The sequence below is a fragment of the Pseudoduganella sp. SL102 genome, assembly GCF_027856995.1.
GTDB classification, from domain to species: Bacteria; Pseudomonadota; Gammaproteobacteria; order Burkholderiales; family Burkholderiaceae_D; genus Rugamonas; species Rugamonas albidiflava.
The window spans coordinates 2,530,775-2,551,256 of record NZ_CP115554.1; the positions used below are offsets into that span (position 1 = coordinate 2,530,775).

Sequence of the window (20,482 nt, forward strand, 5' to 3'; positions counted from 1 at the left end):
CTACAATGTAAAACAAGAGGGAGGGACACGTGTCTGCACGCATCCTCATCATCGAAGACAATCCCACCAACATGGAGTTGATGGTGTACCTGCTGCGCGCCTTCGGCTACACGCCGCTCACCGCGAGCGACGGCGAAGAAGGCGTGGCGGCAGCCCGGCGCGAGCTGCCGGACCTGATCATCTGCGACGTGCACCTGCCCAAGCTCGACGGCTACGGCGTCGTCACCACGCTGAAGGCCGATCCGGCCACCCGGCGCATTCCCGCACTGGCGGTCACCGCGCTGGCCATGGTGGGCGACCGCGAACGCCTGCTCGGTGCCGGGTTCGACGGCTATATCGGCAAGCCGATCGAGCCGGACAGTTTCGTCACGCAACTCGAGTCTTTTTTGCCAGGGGAGATGTCGCCCCGTAAAACAGACGACATCGCAACGATCCTGATCGTCGACGATCATGTGCTGAACCGGCAGTTCCTGATGACCCTGCTGGGCTTTTCCGGCCACCGCCTGATGGAGGCGGCCAGCGGCATCGAAGCGCTCAGGCTGATGGAGCGCGACCGGCCCGACCTGATCATCTCCGACATCCTGATGCCGAACATGGATGGCTACGAATTCGTGGCCCGCGTGCGCGACAATCCGGAAACGGCCAACGTGCCGATCATCTTCTATACCGCCACCTACCGCGAGCGCGAAGCGGTGGCCGTGGCACAGTCGTGCGGCGTGCGCTGGGTGCTGCCGAAGCCCTCCGATCCGGACGTGATCATGGCCACCGTGCAGGAAGCGCTGGGCGTGCCCGCCGGCCAGGCCGACGTGCCGGACTTTTCCGCCGGGCTGGCCGCCGGCCTGGGCGATTCGCCGGGCGATGACAGCAAGCTGGGCGGCATTGGCCACAAGATGGCCGAGTACCTGGACGAAGTGGAATCGTCGACCCAGGTGATTTCCGAACTGGCCCACCATGAAACGCCGGACGGCGAAACCGAGCGGCTGCGCTCGATGACGCAGAGGCTGTCGAACAGCCTGTCCAGCCTGCAGGCGGTGAGCCTGCGGCTGACGGCGCTGATCGAACTGGGCATCGACCTGTCCGCCGAGCGCGAGCCGCAGGCGCTGGTCGATATCGGCTGCAAGGTCGCGCAGAACATCTGCGTGGCGAAATACGCCTGCATCGGCGTGCTCAATAGCGAGGGCGAGGGCGAGGGCGGCGGGCTGGGCTGGTTCAGCCACTGCGGTACCGCCGAGGGCGTCCAGGCGGTGTGCGCCACGCCGAAGGCCGGCATCCTCAACCGCATCCTGCAGGAACGCCAGCCGGTGCGCCAGCACGCGCTGCCGGGCGACCCGGCGCACCTGGGCCTGCCGGAAGGGCACCCGGCCGTGCATTCCTTCCTCGGCGTGCCGATCGCATCCGGCACGCGCGTGCATGGCTGGCTGTACCTGGCGGACAAGCTGGGCGACGCCGGCTTTTCCGAAGTCGATGAACGCATCGCCGTCACCGTCGCCGCGCAGATCGCCGTATCGTATGAAAACCTGCAGCTGTACGAGGAAGTACGCCGCAGCCACGCGCAGCTGCAGCAGGACATGGCGGCGCGCAACCGGCTCACCGAAGACCTGCGCCGCTTCCGCCTGGCGATGGATGCCACGGCGGACGCCATCTTCCTGGTCGACCGCGCGAATACCTGTTTTGTCGACGTCAACGTGACCGCGTGCCGCATGCTGGGTTTCGAGCGCGAGGATTTTCTGCTGGTGGGCCAGCGCGAGCGGGGCAGCGCGCCGATGCAGCTGGTCGACCTGTACGACAAGCTGCTGGCCGGCGACCAGGGCGGCGCCATGGCCGAGCTGATGCTGCACCGGCGCGACGGCTCGCTGATGTCGGTCGAGGTGCAGCGCCGCACGCTGCGCTCCGGGCAGAACTGGATCCTGGTGGCCGTGGCGCGCGACATCACGGAACGCAAGGAAGCCGAACGCCGCCTGCTGAAACTGGCCCATTTCGACACGCTGACGAACTTGCCGAACCGCAGCCAGCTGTATGAATCGCTGACCCATTCGCTGAAGCAGGCCGCCGAGCACCGCTGGGCGCTGGCCGTGCTGTTCCTCGACATGGACCGCTTCAAGAACATCAACGATACGCTGGGCCACACCATCGGCGACGAATTGCTGAAGCAGTTCTCCAGCCGCCTGGTCGACTGCCTGCGCGTGCGCGATACGATCGGCCGCTTCGGCGGCGACGAGTTCGCCGCCATCCTGATGCTGCCGGAAGGGGTGCAGGGCGCGCTGCCCGTGCTCGAGAAGCTGCGCGAGGCCATGCGCAAGCCGTTCGACCTGCAGGGGCATGAAGTCACCGTCACCGCCTCGATCGGCATTTCGGTCTACCCGGACGACGGGCAGGATGCCGATACGCTGATCAAGTATGCCGACACGGCGATGTACCGTGCCAAGGAAGCGGGGCGCGACGCCTACCGCTTCTTCACGGCCGAGATGAACGCCCAGTCGCTGGCCCGGCTGGACCTGGAAAACGCGCTGCGGCGCGCCATCGACAACCGCGAGTTCGTGCTGTATTTCCAGCCGAAGATCGACATCGGCACGGGCCGCATCAGCGGCGCCGAGGCGCTGCTTCGCTGGAACCGGCCCGGCCACGGCATGGTGTCGCCGGCCCTGTTCATCCCCTTGCTGGAAGAGACCGGCCTGATCGTGCGGGTGGGCGCCTGGGTGATCGATGAAGCGTGCCGCCAGATCGCGCAGTGGATCAAGAGCGGCGCGGGCGCGGTACAGATTTCCGTGAACGTGTCGGGTATCCAGTTCTTCGTCGGCGGGCTGGAGGAAGAAGTGCTGCGCGCACTGCGCGAGCACGATATTCCGCCCGAGCTGCTGGAGCTGGAGCTGACGGAAAGCTCGCTGATGAGCAATGCCGAGGAAACCATCACGATGCTGCAGAACCTGAAGGAACTGGGCATCAAGATCTCGATCGACGACTTCGGCACCGGCTATTCGTCGCTGGCCTACCTGAAGCGCTTCCCGATCGACAAGCTGAAGATCGACATCGCCTTCGTGCGCGAAGTGACCTCGAACCCGGACGACGCGGCGATCGTGCTGGCCATCATCAACATGGCGCACAGCATGAAGCTGAAGGTGATCGCCGAAGGCGTGGAGAAGGACGCCCAGCTGGCCTACCTGCGCCGGCACGACTGCGACGAGATGCAGGGCTATTTCTTTTCGCGGCCGGTGCCGGCCGACGATTTCGAACTGATGCTGCGCGAGAAGCGCCACCTGGCCGCGCCGGCCGACGATGTGCCCGACGATGGCAGGCCGACCCTGCTGATCGTCGACGACGACGCCTTCATGCTCGACGTGCTGTCGGACTTCCTGGCCCAGGACGGCTACCGGATCCTCACGGCGCAAACGGCGCTGGAAGGCTTCGACATCCTGGCGCGCCACAACGTGCAGGTGATCCTGTGCGACCAGTGCATGCCGACGATGAGCGGCACCGAGTTCATGCAGCGCGTCAAGAACCTGGCGCCCGACACCTTCCGCATCATGCTGTCGGCCTACGCGGACCTGACGCCCATCATGGCCGCCATCAACCAGGGCGCGATCGACCGCTTCTATACCAAGCCGTGGAAGGGCGCGGTCCTGCGCGAAAACATCCGCGAGGGCTTCCGGCTGTATTCGCAGTCGAGGAGGGCCCAGGCGGCCTAGGAGAGCACATCATGGTGAAGAAACGCATCCAGGCAATCTGGCAGGCCGGGCTCGAAGACTTCGCGGCGCGCCGCGAACACGCCGAAGCCCTGCGCGCCGCCGTGCGGCATGAATCGGCCGCGTCGCCGAAGCGGCAGTTGCGCGACCGGGCGATGGAAGAGCAGGTCCAGCGCGCCGTGATCGCCGCCACCGCGCCACTGCGGCAGGAAGTGGAGGCCCTGAAGCAGCAGGTCGATGGCTTGCGGGCCCAGGTGGGCAAGCTGAAGAAGGACCGCTAGCGCTCCCCTGGCCCGCCGCGGCCCGCGCGGCCGGGACAACTCCGCACGGCCGTGCCATCGGTGTTATGCTGGCGACCAAAACAACAGCACCTCCGGCCATGTTACAGAAAGCTCCCAGAAGAACACGCGAACGCATCCAGGAATTGTCGCTGCGCCTGTTCAACGAATTCGGCGAACCGAACATCACCACGACCGTGATCGCCGAAGAACTGAGCATCTCGCCGGGTAACCTGTACTACCACTTCCGCAACAAGGACGACATCGTCAACTCGATCTTCGTCCAGTTCGAGCAGGAAATCGAACGCATCCTCCACGTACCGGCCGGGCGCCGCTCCAACATCGAAGACGTGTGGCAGTACCTGCACCTGATGTTCGAGCTGATCTGGCGCTACCGCTTCTTCTACCGCGACCTGAACGACCTGCTGTCGCGCAACCGCAAGCTGGAACTGCACTTCAAGCAGATCCTGGCGCACAAGATCAAGGTGGCCAGGCAGCTGTGCGAAGACTTGCGCAGCGAAGGCGCGCTGGAAGCGAACGACGTGACGATCGATGCGATGGCAACCAATATGGTGGTGGTGGCCACCTACTGGCTGTCGTATGAATACGTGCGCAACCCGCGCAAGTACACCGAGCAGCAGTCGATGGCCGACGCATTGGCGCGCGGCTGCTACCAGGTGCTGATCCAGGTCGAACCCTACCTGCGCGGCGAAACGCTGGCGCGCTTCCAGAAACTGTCCGACGACTACCTCAAGAAACTGAACAAGTGAAATCTGTCTGTGTGTACTGTGGCGCCAATGCCGGCGCCAGCCCGCTGTATGCGGAACGTGCGCGTGCCCTGGCGGCCGCGCTGGTCGATGCCAACCTGGCGCTGGTCTATGGCGGCGGCAACGTGGGGCTGATGGGCGTGATCGCCGACGAAGTGCTGCGCCTGGGCGGCGAGGTGACGGGCGTGATCCCCACCGCGCTGGTCGAGCGCGAAGTGGGCCACACGGGGCTGACGCGGCAATTCATCGTCAAGGACATGCACGAGCGCAAGGCCATGATGGCCCAGCTGTCCGACGGCTTCATCGCCATGCCCGGCGGGCTGGGCACGCTGGAAGAACTGTTCGAGATGCTGACCTGGTCGCAGCTGGGCATCCACGACAAGCCGATCGCGCTGTACAACGTGGATGGCTTCTACGACCGGCTGATCGATTTCGTCGCGCACGCGCGCGAAGAAGGCTTCATCCACCCGCGCAACGCGGAGCGGATGCTGGTCGAGGCCGAGCCGGCGGCGCTGGTGGCGCTGCTGAAGGGGCAGCGGGGCGGGTGATGGTATGAAGATCGACCGCCTGACACACGCCGACACGCGCAATGAAATCATCTGCGATGCCTTTCTCCTGACCGGCATCGAGACCTTCGCGCAACTGGTAGCGGTCCATGATGACCATGCGCGCAGGTTTCCCGGCCAGTCACTGCTTTTCTCGCTCGATGATTTTGGCCAGGCTGCATACACTTGCAGCCATGCAATCATGACGCATGACTTGGACGATACTGATGGCCATGACCTGTCGCTGGTCGACCCCGCCGCGTTCGAGGATGGCGAACACCTCGGCTACCTCTCGACTCCCTCGGAATTTTTTATCCGGCGCGATAACTTCATTGCAAAGTCGGCCAATGCAGGCTTCGAGGATGCCTGTGCCAGGGGTCTGCGCCTGGACGACGAGGAGCTCGACGAAATCCTTGGTGTCAATGCCGCGCCCGAACTGGTACTGGACGACCGCATCGTCATGTGGGTGGTGCCGGTAAGCAAGCAGCCGCTGGCGCTGTGCGCCTTCCCGAACGGCTATTTCAGCGCCGACCTGAACCCTTTTGAAAATTACGCGTTGGCGGTGCGCCTGCAGGAACGATACGGTTACGCTTTGTTCGGTATCGGCGCGTCGTGGATCGGTTTCCGGCGCCATGCACCGCTGGACCGGCAAGCTGCCTTGGCACTGGCGGACGATATCGGACGGCTCTACCACCTTGAAGGCAGAGGTGAAAGCGCCGCGAAAATCATGGATATCCTGGAGCACCGTGACTGGCTGTTCCTCCGCTATACGGAGTAGTCTTGCCTGCTGGGCAGCATTCCGTCCAGCCAGGACCAAACGGCAAGCGCTACGGGCTGGAACGGTGAGCCGGGGCCGAACCAGAAGCCCGCGCGATCAGGCAAAGTCCGCGTGCAAGCCATCGCGGATCGGCACGAAGTCGGCACTGGGCACCACCAACCGGTCCGGATGGGCAACATTCAGCGCGGTGAGCGCGGTGCCGGCATCCGCCACCTGTGACATGGTGGCGGCCGGCTTGGCGGTGGTCGGCTTCATGGGCCGCCGCCGCGACCAAGCTTGATCGACTGGCATCGCGGCCTGACGCTACGCCGTATTCCGTGGCGCCAAGCCAACCGTGCGATGATCACGCCTGGTGTCGCGCGCTATGGCGGCGCCGTTGACTGGAATGCAGACAGGGAGCAATGCCGATGCGATGTAGCCGCCTGGGACTGGGGTTGACCGGCATCAACGCTGCCGGAACCGCCGCGGCGCTCGTCGCAGCGCTATGCTGGGCGGAGCCCGGCGATCCCAAGGGGAGCTATGTCTTGCTGCAATTGCCGATCGCCCTGCAATTGGCGGCGTTGCCTGACAGCCTGTTGCAGCGGATGGGCGGCATGTCGTGGACGATGGCCTACCTCGCCATCTGGCCGCCGACCGTGCTTGCACTGTATGCGCTCGGCCACTGTGCCGGCTATCCGTTCAGGCGGCGCCGGTAACGCGATGCCGCCAGCCAGTGCGGCGGGTGTCCCGATCGCAATTCGTCGATCTTGCTCAACGATCCTGCAAGCCGGGACACCGGGAAAGCGCTGGCTGGGGCGCCGATTACTTGGCGGCGGTGGCCAGCGGGCTGTTCTTGACGGCCGAGTTGAACTGGTTCACCGCGGCGTTCACGTTGGCTTCGATGGTGTCCGAAGCCTGCTTTGCCGAACGGGTGAGCTGTTCGTAGCCGGCGTCGGCGTTGCCCAGTGCGGACTTGAACAGGGCGACGGCGTTTTCGCTGCCGGCCGGCGCGTGCTTGCTGGCTTCGTTCACCAGCGAAATCACCTTGCGGCTGTTTTCCGTGATTTGCGCCTTGGCCGCTTTCGAGAACTCGGCAGCCGTTTCGGCAGCGATCGACGACACCTGACGGCCGTACGCCAGGGCTTTTTCAGCAGCCGGCTGGGCCTGGGCGGTGCTCAGCGAGAAGAACTCTTGCGGGTTGCTGGCCGACAGCAGCTGCCTGGCGGTGACGGAAGAACCCTCCAGCGATGCCTTGGCAGTGGCCATGTTCAGTGCAGCCAGTTTCTGGAAACCTTCCAGCGCCGTGTTGGTCAGGGCCGAGAAGCTGGCGAACTGGTTGTCGAAGCTGGCCTTGGCGGCGTTGGAAAATTGCTCGGGAATCGTGGACATGGTGTTCTCCATTGAAATCGCATTGATGAGGGGTCGTGATTGACCACTCAAGCTAATCTATTGTGCAGCGCAACAAAGTCCAGTGTACAGGGATGAGGGTGGAAGTCAAGCGAAGTTTTGTGCAGTGCACAATGCAGCGACCGTCGAGCTGGGGTGATCGGCGATCAAGGCCGGACGGGGCCGTGCCCACGGCAAGTGCTGGTCGATGCGCCAGCCGGGGGAGTTCGCGCCGGAGCGACGCAGTCCGGCGCTGCGCGTGGCGCCACATTTTCTTGATTACGTTGTCGATTTAACCCATCATCGTTCGTCGTCAGAATGCCAGACCCGTTATTCCACCCACCTTTATCAGCTGAGGATGTCATGAATAAACAGATCTTCGTCAACCTGCCGGTCAGCGACCTCGACAAATCCAAGGAGTTTTTCCAGGCGCTCGGTTACACGTTCAATGCGCAATTCACCAACGAGAGCGGTGCCTGCCTGGTCATCGCCGAGGGCAGCATCCATGCCATGCTGCTGACGCACGCGTTCTTCAAGACCTTCATCGACAAGCCCATCGCGCAGGCGAAGGAGGCGACCGGGGTGCTGATCTGCCTGAGCTGCGAAAGCCGGGAGGAAGTCGACGGGATCGTGGCCAAGGCGATCGCCGCCGGCGGCCGGGCGCCGCGTGCGCCGCAAGACCATGGCTTCATGTACAGCCATGCCTTCGAAGACCTGGATGGCCATGTGTGGGAACTGGTGTGGATGGCACAGCAGGAGTGAGGACGACGAAACATTCCCGTTGACCCCAGGGGTATCATCCACGGGCCAGCCATCCCAGGTCTCCGTGGCGGACCAGGCGATGTGATTTCCTGTGCCGATGCAGCATTCATTGCTACTATTGCCGGAATAACAAAACGGATCCGGCCGACATGGATGCATCCATTCAGCGTTCTTCCCCTGAACCGGCGGCACGCATCGTGTCCGCCGACCCCTTCCTGGTGCCGATCCCAGGGTTGGCCAGCGTGTCGCGCGCGTCGGTCGGCGGCAAGGCGCTTTCATTGGCGCGCCTGGCATCGGCCGGCTTCCAGGTACCCCCGGCCCTGGTCTTGACCGCCGATTTCTTCTCCCCATGGATGGCCAGGATTCGTGCCACACCTGCCTGGCAGGCACTGGTTCGCGCCGCGCCGCGCGACTGGGCCTCGCACTGCGCCGAACTGCAGCGGCATGCGCGTTCGCTCGACTGGGAGCCTGTGCAGCGCGAGACGCTCGACAGGCTGGCGCTGCGCTGTGCCGCCGACCACTACGATGCCGGCTATGCGGTGCGCTCTTCGTCGCCGGATGAAGACATGGACCGCGTCGTTCGCGGGCGTGTACCGGACTTGCCTGGGCGTGCCCGCCAGCGATCTCGAACAGGCTGTGCGCACCTGCTTCGCCTCCTGCCTCGGCGTCCCGGCCTTCGCGTACAAGGCCAAACGCGAATTGCCGGTGTTCGAACCCTCCATTGCCGTCATTGTCCAGCGACAGCTCGATAGCGATGTCTCCGGCGTGGGTTTTTCCATCAATCCGCTGAACAACGACCATGACGAGGTGGTGATCAGCGCCAACTGGGGGCTGGGCGATCCGGTGGTCGATGGACGCAGCATGGCTGACCAGTTCGTGCTGGAGAAAGCCGGCGGCCGCCTGGTCGGCAGCGTGCTGGGCGACAAGCGCATCGTTAGCGCAGTGGCGCCGGCGGGAGGCACGCAAGGCCGTGAACCGGGCCCGCGCGGCCAGCTTTGCCTGGCGCCCTGGCAACTGGATGAACTGGTGCCCACGCTCGAGCGCATCGAATGCCTGTTCGGCGTACCGGTCGACGTGGAATTCGCCTATGCCGGCCAGATCCTGCATATCCTGCAGGCCCGTCCGATCACGACCCACGTCCCGCTGAGTCCGGCCATGGTCTCGCAGCCCGGTGCGCCGCGCACGCTGTACATGGATATCGCGCTGGCAAAGGGACTGACCATCAATGCGCCCGTCTCGGCGATGGGACAGGACTGGCTGAAGCGCACCATTCGCAGCATGGTCGGCCACGCCGCGGGCCGCGTCGACCTTCCCATGGACCAGCCCGACGGCTGGCTCTACATTGGCAGCGGGCGCATGTACCTGAACCTGTCGCGCGTGCTGTGGCTGGCCACGCCACGGCAGCTTGCACGCAGCAATGCGCCCACGGACGCACTGCTCGGCGAGGCATTGGCCACCGTCGACGTCACGCGCTACCGGTCGCCGGCGCGGCCATCGCTGTGGCCCATGCTGCGCCTGTTGCCGCGCATGGCGTGGAAACTGCGAAGGCCGCTGTGGCGCAGCCTCGCAGCGTTCCTCGCACCGCGCCATGCGCACAGTCAGTTCCTTGCGCGGCTGGGCAAGGCCGAGCAGCTGCTGTGCGCCGCCCCGGCCGAGGGAACCACCCTGTCCGGGCTGCAGCAGCGGCTCGGCGCGGTGGCTGCCGAGGCGATCGTCGACGTGGCCATGCCGGCGATGGTGGCCGGCGTGGGCGCAATGACGGCGATGATGCGCCTGGCCCGCACCGATTGCGCCATCGAACAGCGGCTGGCCGCGCAGCTCGTGCGTGGACTGGACGGGAATCCGGTGGTCGAGATGAACATCGCCATGTTCCGCCTGGCGCACATGCTCGCGCCTGGCGATTTCGCCGATCCCGAAGCACTTGCCGCACGCATCGAGCAGCGCGACATACCCGAGCCGTTCCTGGCCGAGTGGCAGCGGTTCATGGCGGCATATGGCTGCCGCGGTCCGGGCGAAATGGACCTGGCGAATCCGGCGTATCGGGACGATCCCCGCCTGCTGCTGCGCCAGATGTCCTTCATGGCATCCTCGCCCGAGGAATACGATCCGGCGCTGGCGCATCGGCAGCTGGCGAAGCAGCGACACGACGCCTGCCAGGCCTTGCTGGCCCGCTTCGGTCCACTGCGGCGGCCGTTGCTGAAGCGCCTGTATGCGATGACGGTGCTGTTTGCCGGAACACGCGACACGCCGAAACACCTCAATCTGCTGTTCCGCCACCAGGTGCGCAAGCTGGCACTGGCGGCCGGCACCGAACTGGCGGCCGCCGGCAAGCTGGACGCGGCCCACCACGTCTTCGACTTGTCCTGCGCGGACCTGGAAGCGGCGGGCGGCGGCCACGGCGCCTCCCTGCGTGACCGGCGGGCGAGCGGCAACCAGTTCGGTGAGCTGCTGGCGCGGCGGGTCGAAAGCTTCCCGGCGCTCATCGTCTCGCGGGGACGGATCCTGCGCGCACCGCCGCGTGCCGAAGCACCCGGCCAGCTTTGCGGGATGGCGCTGTCGCCCGGGGTGGCCAGGGGCCGGGTGAAATGCCTGCGCAACGCCCACGGCCAGTCGATCGAGCCGGGCGATATCCTGGTGGCCTACACCACCGATCCGGGCTGGACGCCGCTGTTCGTCAATGCCGCGGCGATCGTGCTGGAGATCGGCGGCATGCTGCAGCACGGCGCACTGGTCGCCCGCGAATTCAACAAGCCCTGCGTGGCCGGGATCGCCGACGTGTTCACGCGGCTGTGCGACGGCCAGCTCGTCGAGGTGGATGGCGCCCGGGGCACGGTGACCGTGATCGATGAACCGCCCGTGGCGGCGCGCGGCCCCGCAATGGCCGCGTCGCAGGACGCGTCCATGATCCCTCCCTGAACGATCGGCTGCGAAAGCGGCACCCGGTCGCCTCGCTCCCGGCGCAGCGCGGCGCGAATCGATGGATGCCGTTTTCGGTATCGGAGCCGGTCATTTCGTGATCGCAGAAGGGGCCGCCGCGCCGGATTGCCGAGTTATCATCATGGGCGCTCGATCCGGGGGAGAAGACCGTCCGACGATTCCGCAGCCGCTGGCTCGAGGATCGGCGGGCGCCGGATCGAAGACGACGACAACGCGGAACCTGCCCCTGTCGACACTTGAAGGCGGCGGTCCATCCGATCATCCAATTCCTGGCAGAGCATGAACCCACACCGCAGAAACCTTCTTACCGCCTCCATCCTCACCGGCCTGGCCAGCGTGGCCCCTGCTGTGACCCCCACCATCGCCAGCGCGGCAACGGCCACCCCGGTGCGCAAGGCCAGGGAGCTGGCGCCGACCCCGCCGATGGGCTGGAACAGCTGGAACTCCTTCGCCACCACGATCACCGAAGCGCAGGCGCTGGAAAATGCCCGCATCATGGCCGATAAACTGCTGCCGTCCGGATATGACGTGTTCACCGTCGACATCCAGTGGTACGAGCCGAACGCCAACAGCTATGAATACCGCAAGGGCGCGGAACTGACGATGGATGCCAACGGCCGCCTGCTGCCGGCACCCAACCGTTTCCCCAGCGCGGCCGGCGGCGGCGGCTTCAAGGCCCTGGCCGACCAGGTCCACAAGCTGGGCATGAAGTTCGGCATCCACGTGATGCGGGGCATTCCGCGCCAGGCCGTGCGCGCCAACACGCCGGTGCTGGGCACGCAGTATCGCGCGCAGGACATCGCCAACACCAATTCGATCTGCGCGTGGAATCCCGACATGTACGGCGTGGACATGAGCAAGCCCGGTGCCCAGGCCTACTACGATTCGATCTTCGCGCTGTACGCGTCATGGGGCGTGGACTTCGTCAAGATGGACGACATGTCGCGCCCCTACGATGCCAACTGGCCGGAAATCGAGGCGGCGCGCAAGGCGATCCAGAAGACGGGCCGGCCGATCACCCTCAGCCTGTCACCGGGGGAGACGGACCTGAAGTGGGCCCTGCACGTGCCGCACTATGCGCAGATGTGGCGCATCTCGGACGACTTCTGGGACGAATGGAAGCTGCTGCACGAGCAGTTCACGCGGCTGGAAAACTGGAATCCGTACATGGCCGCCAACGCCTGGCCGGATGCCGACATGCTGCCGCTGGGCCGCCTGGCACTGGGCGAGCGCGACACCAAGTTCACGCCGGACGAGCAGCGGACGCTGATGACGCTGTGGTCGATCGCCCGCTCGCCGCTGATCATGGGCGGCGACCTGCGCCACCTGGATGAGCGCACGCTGGCGCTGCTGACCAACCCGGAAGTGCTGGCCGTGAACCAGCGCAGCACGGCGAACCGGCCGCACCGGGCCGATGCCGGCACGCGCATCTGGAGCGCCCAGCCGGCCGGCCAGGGCAGCGTCCATTATCTCGCCCTGTTCAATACCGGCGACAGCGCCACCGAACTGGTGTTCGACCTGTCGCGCCTGAACCTGGGCGGGCGGCAGGTGAAGTGCCGCGACCTGTGGGCGCGGCGCGACATGGCGCCCGTCACGGGCAGCGTCAGGCAGGCACTGGCGCCGCACGCTTCCGTGCTGCTGCAGCTGACCGCGTAGGTTCCTTAACGCTCGCGCACCAGCCCGAACTGCCTGGCCTGCCGGTTGTAGGTGTCGGCGGTGCGCCGGACGTAGGCGGTCAGCGCCTCGCCCGTCAGCGTGAACGGATACAGCCCGGCCTGCGTGCGCATCTGCGCGAAGCCGGGCGCCGTTTCGATGCCGGCGAAGGCCGCCACCCAGCGGCGGTAGTCGGCCTCGGGCACGTCGGGCCCCATCCACACGCCGCGGATCACGGGCCAGACCACGTCATAGCCCTGTTCGCGCGCCGTCGGCACGCCGGCCAGCAGGCCGGGCAGGCGCCGTTCGGCCAGCACGGCCAGCACCCGCACCTTGCCGGGGCCGGCGTTCAGCAGCGCTTCGGAGGTATCGCCCGACACGGCCTGCACATGGTTGGCCTGCATGGCGACGAACTGCTCGCCGCCGCCTTCCAGCGCCACGAAGCGCAGCTTGCGCGGGTCGATGCCAGCCAGGCGCGCCAGCAGCGCCATCTTGATCCAGTCCTGGCTGCCCACCGTGCCGGACATGCCGATCAGCACCTGGCGCGGATCGCGCTTCAAGGCGCCGACCAGGTCGCCCAGCGTGCGATACGGTGAATCTGCGCGCACGGCAACCATGCCGTAGTCGGCGCCGAACGCCGCCACCCAGCGCACGTCGTTGACATCGGCCTTGCCGAACTTGCCCAGGGCCAGGTTCAGGATGGACCCGCTGGAAAAGGTGACCAGCGTGTTCGGTTCCGCGCGGCGCTGCGATACCAGCGTGTGCCACGCTACCGCGCCCACGCCGCCGGGCAGGTAGCTCAGCTTGAGCTGCGGCGCGGCCGGGGTCTGCTGCAGGGCTTGCCGGGCCAGCTTGCAGGTCAGGTCCATCGCACCGCCCGGCTTGGAGGGGATCAGGCATTCCGCCTCGGGCGGCGCGGCCCGGGCCTGCCCCAGGCAGAGCAGGGCAAGCCACGGCAGCAGGCGCGCGGGGAAGTTGCGAGGCAGGAGATTCATGTGCCCATCATAGCGCGCCGCGCGGGCGCGCCCGGGATCAATTAAACGATGGTCAGAAGCGGTGCTGGATGCCGGCCGTAATGCCGCTCTGCGTGGTGCCGGTGCCCGCGTCGTCGCGCGACAGCCCGACCAGCCGGCCTTCGTCGGCCTTGGCATGCGCGGCCGACACGTACAGCGTGGTGCGCTTGGACAGCGCCAGCATGGCGCGCGCCACGAACATCGTCGGATCGGCATCCTGGCCGGCCGGCAGGTTGCGCGTGTCGATGTGGTAGACGGCGCCGGTCAGCGTCACGTCGTCGATCACGCGGGTGATGCCGCCCCAGTAGGTATTGCCGCGCAGGTCGGCGGTCGCGGCGGCGCCATGGCGCAGCTTGTACGCGCGCATGCCGGCCGTGTAGCGCCAGTCGCCCGTCGTGTAGTCGCTCGCCAGGTGGCAGCCGTTGGTCCGGTCGCGCCGGATGGCCGGGGCGACCGTGGTCCCGTTGACCTGTTCGCAGGCCGCCATCAGGCCGAGTCCCTTGCCGAACCACGAACCGCCCAGCGCGATCTTGCGGCCTTCGTCCGCATTGCCGGCCCGTTCGCCCAGCCCGATCGAGGCGCCATAGGTAAAGCCGCCGCTCTTGCCGGTGTATTTGACCATGTTGTCGAACGACGTCGTCATGCCGTACTTCGACGGCCCGGTGGCGCCGCCGGTGGTGGCCCACGAGTAATTGGGCGCGAAGCCCAGCGGATCGAACTTGATCACCAGGTCGTACGTGGTGGTGAACGAGCGGCCGATGATGAGCCGGCCATACTTGCCGTCCAGGCCCACGTAGGCCTGGCGCTTGAACAGCGCGCCATCGGCGGCACCGGTGTCCATCAGGATGCCGCCTTCCAGGTTGTACACGGCCTTCAGGCCGCCACCCAGGTCTTCGCTGCCGCGGATGCCCCAGCGCGAGGTGTTCTTGCCGCCCGAGATCACGCGCGCCAGGCTGCCGCCGTCGTCGCCGGCATGGTTGACGTATTCGACGCCGACGTCGAGCAGGCCGTAGAGCTCCACGCTGCTCTGGGCGAAGGCCGAATGGTTCAGGGAAAACGCCGCCAGGATGGCGAGCGCGAGTGCTGGTTGCTTCATGGTGTCTCCTGATCTGTCATTGTTGTGTGCCGCTTGTCCACGGGGCGGGGCGGACGGCTTTGAGCGGACTATATGCGCAGCGAGCTTTCAATTCCCTTTCAGTGCACGCAAGCCCCTGCCGGTACGCTCATCGCATTGCAGTGCAGTCGTTCTGGTGTCGGACACCGGTTTTCGCCGGATATTGCCCACGCGGGTAGAAAAACCGGTGTCGGACACCAGGGTGTCCGACACCAGGCATTTGCGCGGACCGCCAGCCTTTCCGCGGCGGGCGGTTTGCGCTTACACTGGCGCGATGAGAATCCTGTTAGTCGAAGACCACGTCGAGCTGGCCCATTGGGTATCGAAGGCTTTGCGCGATGCCAACCTCACCGTCGAGTGCGCCGCCACCGGCGCGGACGCGGACACGCTGCTGCATACCCAGGACTACGCGCTGGTGATCCTCGACCTGACCCTGCCGCGGATGGACGGGATGGAAGTGCTGCGCCGCCTGCGCGCCCGCGGCGGCAGCCGCGGCGGCACGCCCGTGCTGATCCTGACGGCGCGGGGCGGGCTGGAAGACCGGGTGCAGGGCCTGAACGAAGGCGCCGACGATTACCTGGCCAAGCCATTCGAGCTGGCCGAGCTGGAGGCGCGCGTGAAGGCGCTGCTGCGGCGCCGCAGCGGCAACGAGGCCCTGGTGCACCGCTGCGGCCAGCTGAGTTTCGATACGGTGTCGCGCATGTTTTCCTACTGTGGCGAACCGCTTGCGCTCACGCCGCGCGAGCATGCCGTGCTGGAGGCGCTGATCGCCCGGCCGGGCCGCGCCCTGTCGAAGGAGAAGCTGTTCCAGGAAGTCTTCGCGCTGGAAGACGACGTCAACCTCGACGCCATCGAGCTGTATGTCCACCGCATCCGCAAGAAACTGGAACGCCGCCCGGATGGCGGCGCGTCGATCGTCACGCTGCGCGGCATCGGCTACATCATGCAGGAACGCCCGGCCTGACGCCGGCGCCGCCATGTCCTGGTTCGCCGCACCGTCCGGCCGCAACGGCGCCGCCACGCCGCTGGGCAGCCTGCGCAACCAGCTGCTGCGCTGGCTGATCCTGCCCCTCGTGGCGCTGGTGGCGCTGAACGCCGTGTCGGTGTACCGCGACGCGCTGGAAACCGCCGACATCGCCTACGACCGCTCGCTGCTGTCCTCCACGCGCGCGCTGGCGGAACGGGTTTCCGTGCGCGACGGCAAGGTCGTCGCCAATGTGCCCTACGTGGCGCTGGACAGTTTCGAGACGGATACGCTGGGCCGCATCTATTACAAGGTGACCGGGCTGCACGGCGAAACCGTGTCCGGCTACGGCGACCTGCCGGCGGTGCCGGCCAGGGAACCCCGCTCGGACCTGTATCCGGCGCTGGTGCGCTTCTACCATGCCGACTACAACGGCGAGCCGGTGCGCATCGCGGCGCTGCTGCAGCCGGTCTACGACGATACGATGCGCGGCATCGCCCTGATACAGGTGGGGGAAACGCTCGATGCGCGCCGCGCCCTGTCGCGGCGCATCCTGGTCAACACGCTGCTGCGCCAGGCCCTGCTGGTGCTGGCGGTGGCCACGCTGGTGTGGTTCGCCGTGCGCCTGGTGCTGCGCCCGCTGATGCGGCTGAAGAACGAGTTCGAGACGCGGCCGCTGTCGGACCTGTCGAACATCGACCAGGCACTGGTGCACCGGGAAGTGCGGCCGCTGGTGGCGGCCATGAACGGCACCATGGCGCGCATGCAGGCCCTGGTCGCCAGCCAGCGCCGCTTCATCGCCGACGCATCGCACCAGTTGCGCACGCCGCTGGCGGTGCTCAAGACGCAGGCCGAGATCGCCCTGCGCGAAGACGACCCGGCGGCCATGCGCGCCATCGTGCGCTCGATCGCCGGCACCACCGATTCGGCCATCCACCTGGCCAACCGGCTGCTCACGCTGGCGCGCATCGAACATGGCGGCGGCAGCACGCCCGCCGGGCCGGTCGCGCTGGCGGCCGTGGCGGCCCAGGTGGGGCTGGAGCTGGCCGTGCCGGCCGTGCAGAAAGGCATCGACCTGGCGCTGGAGGCGGAGGAGGGCGCCGATACCACGGTGCACGGCCAGGAACTGCTGCTGCATGAGCTGGTCGCCAACCTGGTCGACAACGCGATCCGCTACACGCCGGCGGGCGGCAGCGTGCTGCTGCGGGTTGCCCGGCGCGAAGCCGGCGTACTGCTGGAAGTGGTGGACAGCGGTCCCGGCATCCCGGCCGGGGAACACGACAAGGTGCTGATGCCGTTCTACCGCGCCCAGGCCACGCTGGAAGCCAATCCCGGCGGCACCGGCCTCGGGCTGGCCATCGTGCGCGACATCGCCGGCCTGCATGGCGCCACCGTGGCGCTCGGCAGCGGGGAAGGTGGCCGCGGCCTGAAGGTCAGCGTGGTGTTCGAGGCCGATCCGGGCCACTGAAAGCCAGTTGAAAGCAACGCAAGCTTATAGTCGTTATAAGCAAGCGCAATAACGCGTGGCACAACGCGCCGACAACGACTGGAGACACGATGAACAAACCACTTTCGCGCGCGCCGTCCTGGCGCCGCCGATCCCGACGATTCCGGCATTGCCCCTGAATCCTGGCCCACGCGGCGTCGTTGCCTGAACCCGGCAGCATTCGCAGCGCTTCCCGACCCCACAGCAAGAACGCAGGTTTGCACCTGCAAGGAGATCCATAATGTTGACCACCCTGGCCTATTCGATGGTCGTAGTGTTCATGTTCCTGATCATGACCAAGCGCCTGCCGGCGCTGGTCGCGCTGATCATCGTGCCGATCGCGTTCGGCATCATCGGCGGCTTCGGCCCCGAACTCGGGCCGATGATGCTCGACGGGATCAAGAAGCTGGCGCCCACCGGCGTCATGCTGATGTTCGCCATCCTGTACTTCGGCATCATGATCGATGCCGGCCTGTTCGACCCGGTGGTGCGCCGCATCCTCAAGATCGTCGACGGCGATCCGATGAAGATCGTGGTCGGCACGGCGGCGCTGGCGATGTTCATCTCGCTCGATGGCGACGGCGCCACCACCTACATGATCACCGTGTCGGCCATGCTGCCGCTGTACAAGCGCATGGGCATGAGCCGGCTGGTGCTGGCCTGCGTGATCATGCTGGCGGGCGGCGTGTTCAATATCCTGCCGTGGGGCGGGCCGACCGCCCGCGCCGCGAGCGCGCTGGGCGTGGATGTCAGCGAGATCTTCGTGCCGATGATCCTGCCGATGGCCGTCACCGCGCTGTGGGTGCTGTTCGTGGCCTACATGCTCGGCATGAAGGAGCGCAAGCGCATCGGCTTCGCGGCATTGCCGGCCAGCGGCGCCGAGCGCAAGGCCGCGCCCGCGGCCGGTTTCCCGCAGCCTGCCCTGGCCGGCATGCCGCCGACCGCCGAGCTGAATGCGATCGCCGACCAGTGGGTTGCCCATGGCGGCAGCGCCGACGCGGCCGGCGTCCAGGCCGCCGCGGCTGGCAGCGGCCCATCCGCCCCGGCAGCGTCGTCGCCGGAGATCACGCTGTCCGGCACGGGCATCGCACGGCCCAGGCTGATCTGGATTAACTTCCTGCTGACGGCGGCCCTGATGGTGCTGCTGATCATGGGCGCGCTGCCACTGCCGGCACTGTTCATGATCTTCTTCGCCATCGCCATCATGGTCAACTACCCGGGCCTGCAGGAACAAAAGGAGCGCATCGCTTCCCATGCCAGCAACGCCGTGCCCGTGGTGTCGCTGATCTTCGCGGCCGGCATCTTCGTCGGCATCCTGCAAGGCACCAAGATGGTCGATGCCATCGCCAACAGCGTCATCGCCGGCGTGCCGGAATGGATGGGGCCTTACCTGGCCGTGGTCACGGGCATCCTCAGCATCCCGTTCACGTTCTTCATCTCGAACGACGCGTTCTACTTCGGCATCGTGCCGGTGCTGGCCAAGGCGGCCGAGGTGTACGGCATCACCGCCGCCGAGATCGGCCGCGCATCGATCGTCGGCCAGCCGGTCCACCTGCTCAGCCCGCTCGTGGCCTCCACCTACCTGCTGGTCGGCATGTCGGAAGTGGAATTCGGCGACCACCAGCGCTACACGCTGCTGTGGTCGATCTCGGCAACCCTGGTGATGCTGGTCGCGGCGATCCTGTTCGGCGTGATCCCGCTGATGGGTAATGCATGAGCTGACTCATCCAATGCCGCCTGGTTAAGCCAACCCCAGGCGCAAAAATCCGGGGTCGGACCCGTCGGGTCCGACCCCAGCAGTTCGCTTTTGGAGTGGAGGCAGGCGTCGGTAACATGCTGGAAATTCTAAGGAACTGGCATTAGCGTTACACCCTAGCCGCTCACCGGCTTGAGCGGTAAAGCCATAGATTTGTATCGTATATATGAAGTACACTGGGGCCCTCCCGTTCATGAAAGGGCACCATGAAAGCTGTCGTTTGCGAATCCCCCGGCGAGCTGCGGCTGGTCGACCGGCCCATGCCGCAGGCTGGCCCGGGCGAAGTGCTGCTGCGGGTCCGCCGCATCGGCCTGTGCGGCACGGACATGCACATCTTCCGCGGCACCCAGCCCTACCTGGAATATCCCCGCGTGATGGGCCACGAACTGTCCGGCGAGGTGGTCACGGCGCCGGAGGACAGCGGCCTGCGGGCCGGCGACCAAGTCTACGTGATGCCTTACCTGTCGTGCGGCCACTGCGTGGCCTGCCGCAAGGGCAAGACCAACTGCTGCACCCATCTGCAGGTACTGGGCGTTCACCGCGATGGCGGCATGGCCGAGTACCTGGCGCTGCCCGCGCAATTCGTTTTCAGGACCGGCGGGATCTCGCTGGACGACGCGGCGATGCTGGAATTCCTCGCCATCGGCGCCCATGCCGTCCGGCGTGGCGACGTCAAGCCCGGCCAGAACGTGCTGGTGGCGGGCGCCGGGCCGATCGGCATCGCGGTGGCCCTGTTCGCCGGGCTGCAAGGTGCCACGGTCAGCGTGCTCGATACGCGTGAAGACCGGCTGGCGTTCTGCCGCCAGGCGCTGGGCATCGAGCGCACGGTGACGGTGGGCGAACATGACAAGGCCGCGCTGGCGGCAATCACGGGCGGCGAATTCTTCGACGCCGTGTTCGACGCCACCGGCAATGTGCGGGCGATGGAGCGCGGGCTCGAATTCGTCGCGCATGGCGGCAGCTACGTACTGGTGTCGATCGTGCGCGACCGCATCTCGTTCGACGACCCGGAATTCCACAAGCGCGAGACCACCCTGCTGGGCAGCCGCAACGCCACCGCCGCCGATTTCCAGGCAGTGCTCGCGGCCATGCAGGCCGGCCGGGTGCCGACGGCGCTGATGAACACGCACCGCGCCACGCTGGCCGGCTTCGTCGACGTGCTGCCGCAATGGATGGACCCGGCCGCCGGCGTCATCAAGGCCATCGTCGAAGTGTGATGGCGCCGGGAAGCCGATGCGCGCATGAGGGGGTAGAAGAGTGGGCATATAAGTGGGCAAACAAGCGAGCAAATAAGTGGGCAAATAAGCGGGCAAATAAGCGGGCAAATAAGCGGGCAAACAAGCGGGCAGGTAAATGGCCGGCCAGGCGGGCAGGTAGAATGCCG

At 66.4% G+C, this 20,482-nt stretch carries 18 protein-coding genes; 13 read left to right on the plus strand and 5 right to left on the minus strand.

The window, feature by feature from the left end; translation table 11 throughout:
- Positions 1 to 29 precede the first annotated feature (29 nt).
- The 5 genes from OU994_RS10805 to OU994_RS10825 all read left to right on the plus strand — a co-directional run bounded on the left by OU994_RS10805 (position 30) and on the right by OU994_RS10825 (position 6,048).
- A complete protein-coding gene (locus OU994_RS10805) occupies positions 30 to 3,683 on the plus strand; it encodes an EAL domain-containing protein (RefSeq protein ID WP_281610731.1) in 3,654 nt (1,217 codons plus the stop codon).
- Positions 3,684 to 3,694: 11 nt separating this feature from the next.
- A complete protein-coding gene (locus tag OU994_RS10810) occupies positions 3,695 to 3,961 on the plus strand; it encodes a hypothetical protein (RefSeq protein WP_281610732.1) in 267 nt (88 codons plus the stop codon).
- A gap of 98 nt (positions 3,962 to 4,059) precedes the next feature.
- Complete coding sequence (locus tag OU994_RS10815; RefSeq protein ID WP_281610733.1) at positions 4,060 to 4,728, plus strand: TetR/AcrR family transcriptional regulator; 669 nt, start codon at positions 4,060 to 4,062, stop codon at positions 4,726 to 4,728.
- A complete protein-coding gene (locus OU994_RS10820) occupies positions 4,725 to 5,273 on the plus strand; it encodes a TIGR00730 family Rossman fold protein (protein ID WP_137316869.1) in 549 nt (182 codons plus the stop codon). Before OU994_RS10815 ends, OU994_RS10820 begins: the two co-directional genes overlap by 4 nt.
- 4 nt (positions 5,274 to 5,277) lie before the next feature.
- The gene (locus OU994_RS10825) at positions 5,278 to 6,048 is read left to right on the plus strand and encodes a hypothetical protein (protein WP_281610734.1); all 771 of its coding nucleotides are present in this window, start codon (positions 5,278 to 5,280) and stop codon (positions 6,046 to 6,048) included.
- 96 nt (positions 6,049 to 6,144) lie between these two features.
- On the opposite strand, the gene OU994_RS10830 is transcribed toward OU994_RS10825, so the two are convergent.
- Complete coding sequence (locus OU994_RS10830; protein ID WP_281610735.1) at positions 6,145 to 6,303, minus strand: hypothetical protein; 159 nt, start codon at positions 6,301 to 6,303, stop codon at positions 6,145 to 6,147.
- Positions 6,304 to 6,482: 179 nt separating this feature from the next.
- Between OU994_RS10830 and OU994_RS10835 the strand changes: the two genes are divergently transcribed.
- Positions 6,483 to 6,743, plus strand: coding sequence for a hypothetical protein (locus OU994_RS10835; protein ID WP_281610736.1), 261 nt, complete (start codon positions 6,483 to 6,485; stop codon positions 6,741 to 6,743).
- A gap of 106 nt (positions 6,744 to 6,849) precedes the next feature.
- Here the strand turns inward: OU994_RS10835 and OU994_RS10840 are convergent, their stop codons facing one another.
- Positions 6,850 to 7,416 (minus strand): phasin family protein, encoded by a 567-nt coding sequence (locus OU994_RS10840; RefSeq protein WP_281610737.1) that lies wholly within the window; start codon positions 7,414 to 7,416, stop codon positions 6,850 to 6,852.
- A 360-nt stretch (positions 7,417 to 7,776) separates the two neighbouring features.
- On the opposite strand from OU994_RS10840, the gene OU994_RS10845 reads away from it, so the two are divergent.
- Entirely contained in the window at positions 7,777 to 8,175 is a 399-nt protein-coding gene (locus OU994_RS10845; protein WP_281610738.1) for a VOC family protein, read from the plus strand.
- Between the two features lie 163 nt (positions 8,176 to 8,338).
- On the opposite strand, the gene OU994_RS10850 is transcribed toward OU994_RS10845, so the two are convergent.
- Complete coding sequence (locus OU994_RS10850) at positions 8,339 to 8,548, minus strand: hypothetical protein (protein ID WP_281610739.1); 210 nt, start codon at positions 8,546 to 8,548, stop codon at positions 8,339 to 8,341.
- 185 nt (positions 8,549 to 8,733) lie between these two features.
- Here OU994_RS10850 and OU994_RS10855 point away from each other — a divergent pair, with 185 nt between their 5' ends.
- On the plus strand, positions 8,734 to 11,091 hold the full coding sequence (locus OU994_RS10855; RefSeq protein WP_281610740.1) for a PEP/pyruvate-binding domain-containing protein: 2,358 nt from the start codon (positions 8,734 to 8,736) through the stop codon (positions 11,089 to 11,091).
- A gap of 300 nt (positions 11,092 to 11,391) precedes the next feature.
- Positions 11,392 to 12,768: a glycoside hydrolase family 27 protein gene (locus OU994_RS10860; RefSeq protein WP_281610741.1), complete on the plus strand. Its 1,377-nt coding sequence runs from the start codon at positions 11,392 to 11,394 to the stop codon at positions 12,766 to 12,768.
- A gap of 5 nt (positions 12,769 to 12,773) precedes the next feature.
- Here OU994_RS10860 and OU994_RS10865 read toward each other — a convergent pair whose 3' ends face one another.
- Positions 12,774 to 13,760, minus strand: a complete 987-nt coding sequence (locus tag OU994_RS10865; protein ID WP_373922578.1) for a tripartite tricarboxylate transporter substrate binding protein — start codon at positions 13,758 to 13,760, stop codon at positions 12,774 to 12,776.
- A gap of 52 nt (positions 13,761 to 13,812) precedes the next feature.
- The gene (locus OU994_RS10870; RefSeq protein ID WP_281610742.1) at positions 13,813 to 14,874 is read right to left on the minus strand and encodes a porin; all 1,062 of its coding nucleotides are present in this window, start codon (positions 14,872 to 14,874) and stop codon (positions 13,813 to 13,815) included.
- Between the two features lie 292 nt (positions 14,875 to 15,166).
- On the opposite strand from OU994_RS10870, the gene OU994_RS10875 reads away from it, so the two are divergent.
- The 4 genes from OU994_RS10875 (at position 15,167) to OU994_RS10890 (ending at position 20,315) form a co-directional block, all read left to right on the plus strand.
- Positions 15,167 to 15,856 (plus strand): response regulator, encoded by a 690-nt coding sequence (locus OU994_RS10875; RefSeq protein WP_131146899.1) that lies wholly within the window; start codon positions 15,167 to 15,169, stop codon positions 15,854 to 15,856.
- Between the two features lie 13 nt (positions 15,857 to 15,869).
- Positions 15,870 to 17,324 carry a sensor histidine kinase gene (locus OU994_RS10880; RefSeq protein ID WP_281610743.1) on the plus strand — a complete coding sequence of 485 codons (1,455 nt, stop codon included), beginning with the start codon at positions 15,870 to 15,872 and terminating at the stop codon, positions 17,322 to 17,324.
- A 259-nt stretch (positions 17,325 to 17,583) separates the two neighbouring features.
- Positions 17,584 to 19,059 carry a CitMHS family transporter gene (locus OU994_RS10885; RefSeq protein WP_281610744.1) on the plus strand — a complete coding sequence of 492 codons (1,476 nt, stop codon included), beginning with the start codon at positions 17,584 to 17,586 and terminating at the stop codon, positions 19,057 to 19,059.
- Positions 19,060 to 19,304: 245 nt separating this feature from the next.
- On the plus strand, positions 19,305 to 20,315 hold the full coding sequence (locus OU994_RS10890) for a zinc-binding alcohol dehydrogenase family protein (protein WP_281610745.1): 1,011 nt from the start codon (positions 19,305 to 19,307) through the stop codon (positions 20,313 to 20,315).
- Positions 20,316 to 20,482 lie beyond the last annotated feature (167 nt).